General features: G+C 73.2%; 9 protein-coding genes. 5 read left to right on the plus strand and 4 right to left on the minus strand.

The genetic code is table 11. The annotated features are described in order from the left end of the window. Positions 1-807: an ABC transporter ATP-binding protein gene (locus tag CRP55_RS37810; protein WP_097326800.1), complete on the plus strand. Its 807-nt coding sequence runs from the start codon at positions 1-3 to the stop codon at positions 805-807. On the opposite strand, the gene CRP55_RS37815 is transcribed toward CRP55_RS37810, so the two are convergent. Next, the gene (locus CRP55_RS37815; protein ID WP_097326801.1) at positions 752-1,108 is read right to left on the minus strand and encodes a cupin domain-containing protein; all 357 of its coding nucleotides are present in this window, start codon (positions 1,106-1,108) and stop codon (positions 752-754) included. The two genes, CRP55_RS37810 and CRP55_RS37815, sit on opposite strands and share 56 nt — an antisense overlap. Before the next feature lie 150 nt (positions 1,109-1,258). Between CRP55_RS37815 and CRP55_RS37820 the strand changes: the two genes are divergently transcribed. Continuing rightward, positions 1,259-2,071, plus strand: a complete 813-nt coding sequence (locus tag CRP55_RS37820) for an alpha/beta fold hydrolase (RefSeq protein WP_097326856.1) — start codon at positions 1,259-1,261, stop codon at positions 2,069-2,071. Here CRP55_RS37820 and CRP55_RS37825 read toward each other — a convergent pair. Further along, positions 2,040-4,199 carry a helix-turn-helix domain-containing protein gene (locus CRP55_RS37825; RefSeq protein WP_097326802.1) on the minus strand — a complete coding sequence of 720 codons (2,160 nt, stop codon included), beginning with the start codon at positions 4,197-4,199 and terminating at the stop codon, positions 2,040-2,042. The genes CRP55_RS37820 and CRP55_RS37825 overlap by 32 nt on opposite strands. 77 nt (positions 4,200-4,276) lie before the next feature. Between CRP55_RS37825 and CRP55_RS37830 the strand changes: the two genes are divergently transcribed. Beyond that, complete coding sequence (locus tag CRP55_RS37830; RefSeq protein ID WP_097326803.1) at positions 4,277-4,978, plus strand: alpha/beta hydrolase; 702 nt, start codon at positions 4,277-4,279, stop codon at positions 4,976-4,978. Here CRP55_RS37830 and CRP55_RS37835 read toward each other — a convergent pair. After that, a complete protein-coding gene (locus CRP55_RS37835; protein ID WP_179855500.1) occupies positions 4,975-7,488 on the minus strand; it encodes a LuxR C-terminal-related transcriptional regulator in 2,514 nt (837 codons plus the stop codon). The genes CRP55_RS37830 and CRP55_RS37835 overlap by 4 nt on opposite strands. A gap of 22 nt (positions 7,489-7,510) precedes the next feature. Continuing rightward, the gene (locus CRP55_RS37840; protein WP_097326805.1) at positions 7,511-10,093 is read right to left on the minus strand and encodes a helix-turn-helix transcriptional regulator; all 2,583 of its coding nucleotides are present in this window, start codon (positions 10,091-10,093) and stop codon (positions 7,511-7,513) included. Positions 10,094-10,301: 208 nt separating this feature from the next. On the opposite strand from CRP55_RS37840, the gene CRP55_RS37845 reads away from it, so the two are divergent. Together CRP55_RS37845 and CRP55_RS37850 are read left to right on the plus strand one after the other, a co-directional pair. Beyond that, a complete protein-coding gene (locus CRP55_RS37845; RefSeq protein ID WP_097326806.1) occupies positions 10,302-12,578 on the plus strand; it encodes a carbohydrate-binding protein in 2,277 nt (758 codons plus the stop codon). Between the two features lie 13 nt (positions 12,579-12,591). Next, the gene (locus tag CRP55_RS37850) at positions 12,592-13,242 is read left to right on the plus strand and encodes a GntR family transcriptional regulator (protein ID WP_097326807.1); all 651 of its coding nucleotides are present in this window, start codon (positions 12,592-12,594) and stop codon (positions 13,240-13,242) included. Positions 13,243-13,287 lie beyond the last annotated feature (45 nt).

The raw sequence follows: 13,287 nt of genomic DNA on the forward strand, positions 1-13,287 counted from the left end.
ATGACCGTCATCCTCAACGTCGACGGCCTGGCCAAGACGTACACCGGGCACGGCCGCGAGGTCGAGGCGATCCGCGACCTCACCTTTCAGATCCACAAGGGAGAGCTGGTCTGCATCGTCGGCCCGTCCGGCGCCGGCAAGACCACGCTGCTGCGGTGTGTCGCCGGCCTGCTCGACTCCTCGGGCGGCGAGATCGAGCTGGACGGCGCCTCGGTCAAGGAACCGCCGCCCGGCATGGCGGTGGTCTTCCAGGAGTACGGGCGCAGCCTGTTCCCCTGGCTGACGGTCCGCAAGAATGTCGAGCTGCCGTTGCGCGAGAAGGGCCTGGGCAAGGCCGACCGCCGCGCGAAGGTGGAGGCGGCGCTGGACGCGGTGGGCCTGCGCGACAGCGCCGACGCCCACCCCTGGCAGCTCTCCGGCGGCATGCAGCAGCGGGTGGCCATCGCCCGCGCCGTCGCCTACGAGCCGAGCGTCCTGCTCATGGACGAGCCGTTCGCCGCGGTGGACGCGCAGACCCGCGCCGACCTGGAGGATCTGGTCCGCCGGCTCTGGCTCCAACTCGGCGTCACCGTGCTGTTCGTGACGCACGACATCGACGAGTCGGTCTATCTGGGGCAACGGGTCCTGGTGCTCTCCAACCGCCCGACAGTGGTCCTGGAGGACGTGCGGATCGACCTGCCCGACGAGCGGGACCAGCTCGGCACCCGATCGTCAGCCCGCTTCTCCGAACTGCGAGGCCACGTCTACGAGCTCATCCAGCTGGCGAAGAAGGGACATCGCCCAGCTTCGCCACCGTCAGCAGGATGACGCTGTCCTCGAGCGCTTCGAGGCTGTGCCGCGCGTTCGGGATGATGACGAGCTCGCCCGCCCCGGCGTCGCCCGCGTCGTCTCCCGCGGCCAGTCGCACGCGCCCGCTGAGGATCTGAAGGGTCGCGTCGCCCGGACTGTTGTGCTCGTGCAGCAGTTGGCCGGCGGCGAGCGCGATGACCGTCTGCCGCAGGGTGGTCGTGTGGTTGCCGAAGACGGTGTGCGCGCCGCGGCCGCTCGTCGCGTCCCGGGCGGTGATCGTCTCCTTGGCCGCCAGCTCCGTCAGCGAGATCTTCTCCATGACTCCACTCTGCGGGCCGTACGGACCTTCGCGCAGAGGCGAAGGTCCCGACCTCAGCAGTCATTCGACGGACGGCTCGGGGGCGCGACGAACGCAGGCTCGGTCACGGAGGAGGTGCGGGGCCGTCCCGCACCGGTGAAGGAGCTTTCCGTGTTGAAGTGGAAGTCGCTGGCGCTCGCGGGCGCCGTGGCCGTGTCCGTCCTCGCCGTCGCCCCGGTGGGCGCGTCGGCCGAGACGGTCACGTCGAAATCGCACACCGTCAAGCCGACCGTGGTGCTGGTGCACGGGGCGTGGGCCGACGCGTCCGGCTGGAACGGGGTGACCCAGCGCCTGCAGGCCAAGGGCTACCAGGTCATCTCGCCGGCCAACCCGCTGCGCGGCGTGGCCGAGGACAGCGCCTATCTCAAGAGCTTCCTGTCCACGATCAGCGGCCCGGTGGTCCTGGTCGGCCACTCGTACGGCGGTGCCGTCATCACCAACGCGGCCACCGGCAACGAGAACGTGAAGTCGCTGGTCTACATCTCGGCGTACGCCCCGGCCCAGGGCGAGACGATCGCCCAGGCCGGCGCCCTGGCCGGCGGCGACAACTCGGTGCTGGTGTCGCATCTGGTGAAGCGGCCGTACCCGAACTCGGGCGGCTACGCCGACACCACCGTCGACCCGGCCTGGTTCCCGAAGCTGTTCGCGGCCGACGCCCCGCTGAGCGAGACCCGGCTGATGGCCACCCAGCAGCGCCCGCTCTCGACGGCCGCCTTCGAGGGCACCACCGGCGTTCCGGCCTGGAAGAGCATCCCGGCCTACTACATGGTGGCGCTGAACGACCAGACCATCCCGCCGGTGGCCGAGAAGGCGATGGCGGCCCGCGCCGCCAAGGGCCGCACCGTGATGATCCACAGCTCGCACGCGGCGATGGTGGCTCACCCGGCCGCGGTCACCGATCTGATTCTGCGCGCGAGCCGCTGAGGAGGCGTTCGGCCGCCGAGACCCGGTCGCGGATAGCGCCGGGGGCGCCGAAGATGCTGTCGCCCGCGCCCTCCAGGAGCTCACGCAGAGCGTCCAGGTCGGCGCGGGCTTCCTCGTCGCGGCCGAGCGAGGCGAGGATGAGGGCCCGCCGGGACAGGGTCACCATGTCGCGGGTGGGCGAGTACTCCATCTCGGCCGCGGCCGCGGCGGCCGCGTCGATCTGGTCGAGCGCCTCGTCCCAGCGGCCGGCCGCGACGGAGATGTCGGCCAGGATGTTGCGCACGCTGATCTGCATGAAGAGGGCGATGTGGGCCGGCGGCGCGATCGCCGGGTCGGTCAGGTCGCCGAGGGCGCCGTGCAGGAAGGTCTCCGCCTCCTCGTCGCGCCCGGCGTCCTGGAGCACGGTGGCCACCATGATGACGGCGTTCGGCAGGCCTTCACGGTCGCCGGCGCGCCGCATCGCCTCGGCCGCGGCCCGCGCGTACGGCAGCGCGTCCTGAGGGCTTCCGGCCTGTTTCAGGGCCCAGGCGACGTAGTAGTTGGACCAGCCGATCAGGCTGGGGTCGCCGAGGCGCCCGGCGAGCCGGACGGCCTCGCGGGCGTACTCGACCGCCCGTGACGGCTCGGCCAGGCAGATGACGTACACCCAAGCCAGATAGCCCAGATGGACGGCCTGGAGGCGCTCGTCGCCGAGCCGCCGGGCCGCTTGCACCGAACGGGAGTAGACGTCCTCCCAGTGCGGCCAGAACGACCAGGTGTCGGAGAACCAGTGCAGCGCCTCGGCCACGTCGACGACGCGTCCATCGTCGGTCGTATTGGTGAAGACCGGTAGCCAGTTCCCGGCCTCGGCCCGCAGCCACGGCCCCGCCTCGGCCAGGGGGACGGCCGAGTCGTGGCCGGGCTCGTAGGCCCGCCCCGCCTCGATGGTGGCGTCGAGCAGCCAGGCATCGCGGCGCTCGACGATCGCGGCGACGTCGCCCTCCTCGTCGGTGAGCGCGCTCGCCGCGTACGCCCGAAGCAGGTCGTGGAAGCCCAGCCGGCCCGAGGCCTCCTGCTGGAGCAGGCACAGGTCGACCAGTTCGTCGAGCAGGTCCTCGGTCGCGTCCGCCGGCTCCCCCGCGAGGACGGCGGCCAGATCGACCCCGAACGACGGGCCCGGCACGAGGGCGAGCCGCCGGAACAGGCGCCGCGCCGGGTCCGAGAGCTGCTGGTACGACAGCGTGAACGCGGCCTTGACCTGGTCGAGCGCGTCGAGGTGGTGCGAGGACAGCCGGGCCGCGAGGTCGCCGGTCGTCCACTCCGGCATGCTGGCCAGGCGGGTGGCGGCGATCCGCAGGGCCAGGGGCACGTTGACGCAGAGCGAGGCGATGGCGGGCAGTCCCTCGCGGTCACCGGCGATGGCGGCGAGCAGCGCGACGGCGTCGCCGTCCGGCAAGGGGCCGAGGTGCAAGCGGCGGACGCCCTCGAGGCCGCCGAGCGTGCGGCGGCTGGTGATCAGGACGGCCGCCGGTCCCTCGGCGGGAAGGGCGGGACGCACCTGGGCCTCGCCGATCGCGTTGTCCAGCACGACGACCGCGCGCCGGTCCCGGATGAGCGCCTGCCAGTGCGAGGCGGCCTCGTCGACGTCGCGCGGCAGGACCTTCGCGGCCGGGTCGGCGGCCCGGATGAGCGCGGTGAGCACGTCGACCGGGGCCAGCGGCGCGTCGTCGAGACCGCGCAGATCAACGAAGATCCGCTGATCTGCTCCCTGCGCGGCCAGCGCGAGCGACGTCTTGCCGAAGCCCGGCGCCCCGGTGATGACCACGATCTCGCCGGCGGCCGTCCACGCGGCGATCCGGGCGAGCTCGTCGGCCCGGCCGACGAAATCGGGCGGCGACTGGCGGCCACCGGACCGGCGGGTGCCGGTGCGGCCGGCCCGGGCCGCCGCGAGCAGGGCCGCGCGATCCTCGCCGTCCAGGGCCAGCCCGTCGGCGAGCGCCTCCACGGTCCGTACTCGCGGCCCCCGGCTGACTCCGCGTTCCATGTCGCCGATGCCGCGGTCGCTGACCCCGGACGCCGCCGCGAGCTGCTCGAGCGTCATCCCGGCCGCGAGCCGCAGCCTGCGCAGCAGCGCACCGAACGATTCCACGTGATCAAGGGTGGCACGGCGCAGGTGCGGTCGTTTGACGGACGGCGGAGGCGCCGCACCGGGCGACGATCGACCGCATGACAACTGTTGTTCTGGTTCACGGCGCTTTCGCCGACGCGTCCAGCTTCGCCAAACTCATTCCCGAGCTGCTCGGCAGCGGCATCAAAGTGATCGCCCCCGCGGTGCCCAACCGCAGCCTCGTCGGTGACTCCGCCTACATCGCTTCCATCGTGCGCGGCATCGACGGCCCGGTGCTGCTGGTCGGCCACTCGTACGGCGGCGCGGTCATCACCGTGGCCGGCGCCGAGGAGAACGTGAAGGGGCTCGTCTACCTGTCGGGCTACGCGCTCGACGAGGGCGAGAGCCTCGGCGAGCTCCAGGGCGGCTTCCCCGACTCGGATCTGGCCCAGGCGCTCGTCTACACCAAGTTCCCGATCCCCGGCGCCGAGGACGGCACCGACGTCTCGGTCGACATCGAGAAGTTCCCGGCTGTGTTCGCCCACGACATCGACCCTTCACTGGCCCGGGTGCTCGCGGTCTCGCAGCGCCCGCTGACGGCCCTCGCGTTCGGCGAGCCGGCGCCGGTCGCCGCCTGGAAGACCACGCCCTCGTGGGGCGTCGTCTCCACCTCCGACCACACCATCAACCCGGACGTGGAGCGCTTCGGCTACCAGCGCGCCGGCGCCAAGGTCACCGAGATCGACTCGTCCCACCTGGTGATGCTCTCGCACCCCCAGCAGGTCGCGGAGATCATCCGCGAGGCCCTGGCCTCGATCTAGGGCCGTGCCGGCGCCAGCCGCAGGTGCAGCTGGCGCCGGCTGCGCACCCCGACCTTCCGGTAGACCCGCGACAGGTGGGTGCTGACCGTGCGGGCCGAGATGAAGAGCCGGTCGGCGATGACCCGGTTGCTCAATCCTTGCGCCGCGAGCTCCGCCACCTGCCGTTCCTGCGTGGTCAGCTCGACCTTGCCGGTGGTCTGCGCGCCGACGGCCGTCTCGCGGGACGCCAGCTCGGCGAGGCCGGTCGCGCCGAGACCTTCGAAAACCCCTTGGGCGTACGAGAGAAGAGCGCGCGCCTCCCGTGGCGAGCGATGGCGCCGCAGCCAGACGCCGTAGTGCAGATGCGTCACCGCGTGCTCGTACGGCCACTCCGAAGCCGCCGGATCGCCAACCGCCGCGCGGAAGAGAGCCTCGTCGTCACGCAGGAGCGCGTCGCTGAAGTGGAGCAGAATCCGCATGCGGTCGCTCGGTTCGGCCCCGGCCGACCTGCGCACTTCCTCCACCACGGTCAGCGCGTCCTCGTGCCGCCCGCAGCGCACGGCGGCGACCACGAGCTCGGCCACCGACCGGGGCGAGTGGTACGGGTGCGACGGGCGGCCGTCCGGGTCGAACATCGACCGGAAGTAGCGGTAGCTGTTCTCGTGATCCCCGTCCGCGGCGGCGGCCAGGCCGACGGCCCGCAGCAGCCGCATGTGCCCGGCCCGGTGGCCCTGAACGTCCATCCGCTGCCAGGTCTCCCGCGCCAGGCGCCGTGCTCCGTCCCCGTCGCCGCGCAGCGCGCACAGCTGGGCCCGCAGCGAGGCCAGGCTCAGCTCCATCGTCAGCCGCCCGGCGGCCCGATCGGCCCGGGCGTACTCGTCGGCCTCGCCCCAGGATCCGGTGTCGATGAGCGAGCCGACCAGCGCCGGAAGCGTGGCGAAGGCGGGCGCGGGCGTCCCGGGACCGTCCCGCATGCCCCGGAGCAGCAGCCGCGCGGCCGGCCCACTGCGATCCTCGAACCAGGCGACGGTCCCGAGCGCGGTCAGATGGTTCCAGTCGTCCGGTGTCAGCGGCGTCCCCACCGGCGGCACCCCGGGCACGGGGTCGACGACCTTCCGCCCCGGGTGCGCGGCGGGGTCGATGACCTCCTGGACGTAGGCGACGACGGCGGCGTCGGGCACCTCGCCCGCCGACTCCAGCAGAGACACGAGGCCGAGGCGGTGCTCCTCGTCGGCGGTCAGCTCGGCGACCCCGGTGGCGATCATCGCCAGGTGCAGGGCGGCCTTGCGGCGGCGGGGCGGGCCGGCGCGGTGGGCGGCGGCGATGATGCCGTACGCCTCGTGCTGGCGTCCCGCCCACAACATGGCCGTGGCCGCCGGCCGGGCCGCCTCCGCGAGCACATCGGGATCGTCGGTCACCTGCCACACCCGGTCGTGCAGCTCGGCCACCCACGCCGCGTCCCGCAGATCCCGCGCGTCGGCGATCGCCCGCACGAGCCGCCGTGCGGCGTCCTCAGGCCGGTCCGACCGCTCGGCCGCCTGCTGGATCGCCTCGGTGGCCTCGTAGAGCTCGCCTCGCGCCCGGAAGACGGCCGCACCCTCTTCCAGCGCCCGCGCGATCGCTTCACTCGGGCCCGGCTCGGCGGCGGCCACCTGCAAGGCCCGGCGTTCCGGGTACGCGTGGAGCAGCTCCGCCAGCCGCCGATGCGCCCGGAGACGCCGATGGACGGGCGCCGCCCGATAGGCGGCCTCCGCCGCGAGGGGATGCGTGAAGACCGCGGCTGTCACGAGCCCGGCTTCCTCCGCGGGCTCCCAGGCGGTGACGGGCACCTCGGCGGCCGCGCACAGCAGGGCGGGCTCGGCCGGGAAGGCGGCCGCCGCCGCGTAGAGCAGCAGGGTGCGGGTGGAGGGCGGAAGTCCGGCGATCTGCGCGCCGAAGGCGGTCGACAAGGTCGGCTGGGCCAGACCCGCGAGTTCGGCCAGCGCCGCCGGGTTGCCGCGGGCCCGTCGCAGGATGCCGGCCCGGGCGCGGGCGGTCAGCGCGGGATCGCGGGCGGCGAGCAACCCGGCCGCTTCCTCGTCACCGAGCGGAGCCATCGCCAGGACCGGAAGCCCGTCCCACTCGACCTTCTCCGGCCGGGCGACGGGCGGGGTGACCGCGGCCAGGACAGTCACCGAGGGGAGGACGGCCAGGCGGGCCAGTATGGCCAGCGCTTCCGGGTCGAAGCGGTGAGCGTCGTCGGCGACGATCAGGACCGGCTTGGTTTTCCCGACGGCGGCCACGGCCTCGACGACGGAGGCGGGGTGCGAGGGGCCGGCCAGGTCGTGGCGCATCGCCACCAAGAGCTGCCGCATCGGCCCGGGCACGGAACCGTGCAGCATCACGACGCGGTGGCGAGCCGATGACCGGGCCGACTCCACGGCGGCGGCGAGAAGCGTGGACTTCCCGCTGCCGCGCGGGCCGGTGACCACCAGGGCGCCCGCCCCGGCCTCGAGCAGGCGGGCGATCCGGGCTCGTTCTGCGGACTGCACGGTCAGACCTCCGGGACGCATGTCAGGCGCTCAGCGGCACGAGGGCCCGGAGCTGGTGGCGGTTGCCCACGCCGAGTTCGGCGTAGATGCGGTACAGGTGGGAGCCGACCGTGCGCGGCGACAGGTAGAGCCGCTCGGCGATCTGGCGGTTGGTCAGGCCCTCGGCCACCATGCGGGCGATCAGCTGCTTCTGGGCGGTGAGCCGGCTCAGCGCGCCGGCCTCGGGGGTGGGATCGCCGGCCGGCCGCAGGCCCACCGGGAGGCTGCGGTGAGCCTGGTCGGCGTGCGCGTGGGCGCCCAGGCGCAGGAAAGTGTCGCGCGCGGCCAGCAGGTGAGGGCGGGCATCGTGCAGGCGGCGGCGGTTGCGGAGCCACAGGCCGAGGTTGAGCTGGGCCTCGGCGTACTCCAAAGGCCAGCGCAGCGCCCGCCGAGGATCGGAGACCGCTTCGAGGAAGCGCTCCTCGGCGGCGCCGGTGGTGTCGAGCAGGGCGGTGGCGTGGGCGACCAGCATGGCCATGCGATCGGTGGAGACTGTGCCGCACCGCTTCAGGACGTCCAGGGCGTCGGCGCCGCGCCGGGTCTGTGCGGCGGCGAGGGCGAGCTGCGGAAGCGAGCGCGGGCCGAGGAAGTAGTGCCGGGGCACGCCTTCGCCGTCGAACATGCGGCGGAAGTGGAGATAGGCGGTGTCGTAGTCGCCGGCGTGCAAGGCGGCCAGGCCGGCCGCGCGCAGGGTGAGACCGGCGGCCAGGGAGGTGCCTGGTGGCGCGGGCAACGGCGGAGGATCGGGCGGTGTGCCGGTGCGGAGGGCGTGCAGGGTCGCCCGGAAGACCGGCACGACTTCGCGCAGCAGAGGTACGGCGCGGATGGCGGCGGTGCGGTCGGCCGTGTCGAGCAGGCGGTCGGCGTCGGACCAGCGGCCGCTGTCGATCATCGCCAGCACGGTGTGGGGGAAGGCGGTCAGAGCGGATCCGGTGGCGCCGAAGCGGGGGCCGACGTCCCACATGGCGCGCAGCTCGGCGGCGCAACGGGCCGAGTCGTCCAGCATGAAGGCCAGGGCGCCGGTGAAGAGCATCCGGGTCAGGTTGGCCGGGCCGATCCCGGAGGGTTCGGGCAGCGGCGTCCCGGCGTGGGCGTCCGGGTCGGCGATGGCCAGGACCGTGGCGCGGGCGAGGTCGTTCTCGGCGCGGGGGATCAGCGTCCCGCCGGCGGCGGCCGGGTGGACGTCATCGCGTACGCAAGCAAGCAGTTGAGGAAGTTGGCGGCGATGGCCGGGATCGCCGGAGAGCAGGACGGCCGCGGCGGCGACCACGGCGGCCGCCAGGGCCGCCTGGCCGTCGCGGGGACGGCGCCGCACGGCCTGCGAGGCGATGTCGAAGGCGCGCCCGGGCTGCGCGCGGTGCAGCAGGGCGAAACCCGCGCCGGCGGCGGCGAGGCAGACCGTGTCCGGGTCGGTGGTGCGCGCGAGAGCCTTCTCGTACAGCTCCACCGTCCATTGCGGATCGCCGCCGCGGTGCGCGGCGAAGACGGCCCGGGCGTAACGGCGGGCGGCGCCGGCGGCGTCCGGACTGCGCTCGGCGGCCAGCTCCAGGGCGTGCGCGGTGGCGAGATAGGCCGAGCCGGCGGGGGTTCCGAGCCCGGCCGCGATCCGCGGGTCCGAGCCGGCGGCCGCCGCCAGGGCCGCGGTGGCCCGGCCGTCGGGACCGGCGGCCGCCTCGAGCGCGGCGGCGACGCGCTCGTCGGGTCCGGTGCCGGAACAGGCGAGGTGTTCGGCCTGCCGGTAGGGGTCGGGGGTGGCCAGAGCGAGGTTGCGATGGGCCCGGGCGACGTCACGGGGGCCGCGGCCGGCGGCGCAGGCGGCCTTGACCAAGGGGTGCCGGAAGCGGACGAAACCGTCCCGCACGACGACCAGCCCGGCCTCCTCGGCCGGCGCCCAGCCGCGCAGGTCGGGCGAACCGCCGGCGGCGAGGGTGATGGTGGCGACGGCCTCGGCGTCACCGGCGGCCGCGGCGTGCAGCAGAAGCCATTGGGTGACCTTCGGCAGCGCCCGCACCCGGTCGGTGAACTCGCGGGGCACCCGCGCCCGGGGGTCGCCGAGCAGAAGCAGCGCCAACGGGTTGCCGGCGGCCCGCCGGAGGATCTCCCGCCGCTTGCCGGGCGGAGAGGGCACGGCCCGGGATTCGAGCAGGCGCGACGCGGCGTCCACGGCGAGCGGCCCGACGCCCAGCCGGGCGATGCCGGGCGCGAAGTCGCCGTCGTCGCGGGTGGCGAGCAGGAGCGCCACCCGTGCGGCCGCCGCCGCGCCCAGGGCGGCGGCGAGCAACCGGGCCGAGTCGCCGTCGGCGTCGTCGGCCACGATGAGGACGGGCCGATCCCGGCTCAGCCGGTCGAAGGTGACGGCCGCCGGATCGGTGCCGAGAACGTCGTGCACCACCAGATGGCCGCGGCGATGGGCGTGAGCGGCGGCGGCCCGCAGCAGGGCGGTCTTGCCGATGCCGGCCTCGCCCAGCAGGAGCAGCGCGGCCGGGCCGTGGGCGGCGGCGTCGACGACCGAGGTGACCGTGGCCAGTTCGCCGGCGCGGCCGATGAGGTTTGCAGTCGTCTCCACGCGAGCAGTGCAGCATTCCCAGGGCCGCGTGAACCAGGAAGGAAACAGGAAGAAAGCTCCGAGACCGCTGCGCAAATCCGGCTTCACCGGACAAAATCCGGCGGTGATGACGCTCCTCACGCACGAGCACGCCTCCGAAGATCCATTGACCGGCGGCACGACGCGATCTACAGTCCCGATCCATAATCGATAGACGATTGGATTCGTGATGCGCTACCGAGCAACGATCTTCGTCATTCCTCTCCTGATAGCGACGGCGACCGCCATCGCCGGCAGCGCCGCCCAGGCCACGCCGCGCACCACCACCCACCACGTGGCCACGACCGGCGACGACGGGGCGAAAGGCACCGCCGCCGCCCCGTTCCGCACCATCCAGAAGTGCGCCGGTGCCGCGAAACCGGGCGACACCTGTCTCATCGCCGCCGGCACGTACCGCGAGACGGTCACTCCCCCGCGGGACGGCGTCACGTTCGCCGCGGCCGCGAACGCGCAGGTCGTCGTCGACGGCTCCGACCCGGTCACCGGCTGGCAGCGGGTCGGCGCCGACGACCTCGAGGCCCTGGGGCGCGACGACCGGTTCCTGGCCGGCTCACCCTTCGCCCAGGGCGTGCGCGACGGTCGCGTCTACCGGGCCGACGTGCCGGCCGGCCCGGGCACCCAGGTCTTCGTCGACGGCGCCATGGCCCCGGCGGCGCAGTGGCCCTATCAGGGCGACAACCCCATGCGCCTGCTTATGGCGTCGGCGCGCTCGGGCACGTACACCAGCATCGACGACCCCGCCCTGGACCAGCCCGCCGGCTATTGGACCGGCGCCCGCCTGCTGGCCCGCAACTGGTTCGTCAGCGAGACCGGCACGGTCACCGCCTCGCAGCCGGGCCAGGTCACCGCGGCCGGCCTGCCCAGCTGCATCAGCCTCAACCCCAACCAGAAGACCAGCTACGCGCTCAGCGGCAAGCTGCGCCTGCTCGGGCACGCCGGTCAATGGTTCTACGACGAGGGCGCGCACCGGCTCTACCTGTGGACGCGCGACGGTGACGACCCGTCCGGGCACACCGTCGAGCTCAAGCGGCGGGAGCTGGGCCTCGACCTCGCCGGCCGGCAGAAGGTCACGGTCACCGGTGTCGGACTGCGCGCCTCCACCCTGCGTACCACCGCGGCCTCGAAAAACAACGTCATTGAGCGCATGACTGCTCGGTTCGTGTCCGCTTATGACGACTTGACGGTGGATCCGAACATGGTGCGCAACCCGGACGCGTGCGGTCTGCTCACGGCGGGCGAGACGACGTCGGGACTGCAGATCGGCGGCACGGGCAACGTGGTGCGCGACAGCGTCGTCGACTGGAGCGCCGGCAACGGTGTCGTGCTCACCGGCAGCGGCAACACGGTCGCCAACACCACGATCACGAACGCCGACTACATGGGCAGCTACGCGGCCGGCGTCAACGTCATCGGCGACCGCCACCGGGTCATCGGCAACACGGTGCGGACCAGCGGCCGCAGCGGCATCAACATCGACGACAAGGTCGCCGGCGCCTCGGCCCGCGACAACGAGATCGCGTACAACGACGTCAGTGGCTACAACAACCTGGTCAACGACGGCGGCGCCGTCTACGTCTGCTGCAACATCGATCTGGCGGGTACGGAGTTTCACCACAACCTGCTGCACGATCCGGCTCCCCTGGCCGCGCAGGCGCCGGCGCCCGGCATCTACCTGGACAACAACGCGTTCAACGCCACCGTCCACGACAACGTGGCCTGGAACGGCACGAGTTACGGCGTGGTGCTGCTCAACGGCGACAAGCCCGCGCCCGGCAACCGCATCTTCAACAACACGTCCGGCAGCGACCGCAAGGCGGTCAGCCTGAACGGGCCCGAGTATCCGGACACCGAGATCGCCGACAACATCGGCGACGTCGACGAGAAACCGGGCGTGGTCCTGCGCGGCAACATCCCGTACTCGGTCGATCCGCTGTTCACCGAGCCGCGCGTCCAGGACTACACGCTGCGGGCCGAGTCACCGGCCCGTGGCGCGGGGGCCTACCGGCCGGGTGCGGGCAGATGGCGCGGCGGCGCCGCTGTGAGCACGACGCTGGTGCAGGCCGAGCGGTACGCGGCCGACAGCGGGGTCGCGCGGCACGCCGCCGGTACCGGTCAGGTGATGGGCGGCTTCGACGGCGGCGACTGGGCCCGCTACGACCGCGTGGACTTCGGGACGGGACGCACGCTGTTCACCGGCAGCATCGGGGCCGACCGTCAGTACGCGGGGCGCGCCTTCGAGATCCGGCTGGACGCCCAGGACGGGCCGGCGATCGGGCGCGTGACCGTGCGGCCCAGTGACGGCTTCGACGACTACATCGACCAGTCCGTGCCCATCACGCCGACCTCGGGCGTGCACACTGTCTATCTGGTCGCGCTGGGAGGCTCGCCGGGCGTCGCGAACGTGGACTATTTCGCGTTCACCGATCCCGCTATCGTTAAGCGATAGTCAAAGGAGCGCCATGCCATCACCCTTCGAGAACACCAGCACCCTGTCCCGCACGCTGCTCTCCGACCAGGCGTACGACCTCGTGCGCAAGTCGATCCTGGAGGGCACGCTGCCGCCGGGGGCCCGCATCGTGGAGTCCGAGCTCGCCCGCCAGCTCGGCGTCAGTCAGGCGCCGGTGCGCGAGGCGGTCAAGCGGCTCGTGCACGAGGGCCTGGTGATCTCGCTGCCGCGCCGTGGCAGTTACGTGCGGGAGATCTCGGAGGGTGAGGCCGGCGAGGCCCGGGAGGTGCGCGGGCTGCTCGAGGAGGCGGCGGCCCGTCAGGCGGTGCTGAACTTCGACGCGGCCGCCCGGTCCCACCTCGAGGAACTGGTCGACGGCATGCGGGAGGCGGCCGTCAGCGGCGATCTGGCCGCCTTCCGCGGCTTCGACATGGGCTTTCACCGCTCGGTGGTCGAGCTCAGCGGCAACAGCTATCTCCCCCGGCTCTGGGCCGTGATGGAGCCGAGCCTGCTCGGCCTGCGCATAGTGGGCGACCCCGGCTTCCCCGGCGACTGGACCGAGATGGCCGAGTCCCACCAGCGCCTGGTCGAGGTGCTGGCCGACGGCAACCGCGCGCGAGCCGCCGCCGCCTTCCTCAACCACGCCACCGGCGTCGAGGCCTGAAAAACACCGCGGTCACTCGCTTGTAACAAGCTATTGACATGGTCA

Source organism: Paractinoplanes atraurantiacus, assembly GCF_900215205.1.
GTDB lineage: Bacteria > Actinomycetota > Actinomycetes > Mycobacteriales > Micromonosporaceae > Actinoplanes > Actinoplanes atraurantiacus.

Excerpts from the sequence above, each read along its gene's own strand:
- CRP55_RS37810 (WP_097326800.1), top strand. The coding sequence starts at position 1 with ATGACCGTCATCCTCAACGTCGACGGCCTGGCCAAGACGTACACCGGG.
- CRP55_RS37815 (WP_097326801.1), bottom strand. The coding sequence starts at position 1,108 with ATGGAGAAGATCTCGCTGACGGAGCTGGCGGCCAAGGAGACGATCACC.
- CRP55_RS37830 (WP_097326803.1), top strand. The coding sequence starts at position 4,277 with ATGACAACTGTTGTTCTGGTTCACGGCGCTTTCGCCGACGCGTCCAGC.
- CRP55_RS37845 (WP_097326806.1), top strand. The coding sequence starts at position 10,302 with ATGCGCTACCGAGCAACGATCTTCGTCATTCCTCTCCTGATAGCGACG.
- CRP55_RS37850 (WP_097326807.1), top strand. The coding sequence starts at position 12,592 with ATGCCATCACCCTTCGAGAACACCAGCACCCTGTCCCGCACGCTGCTC.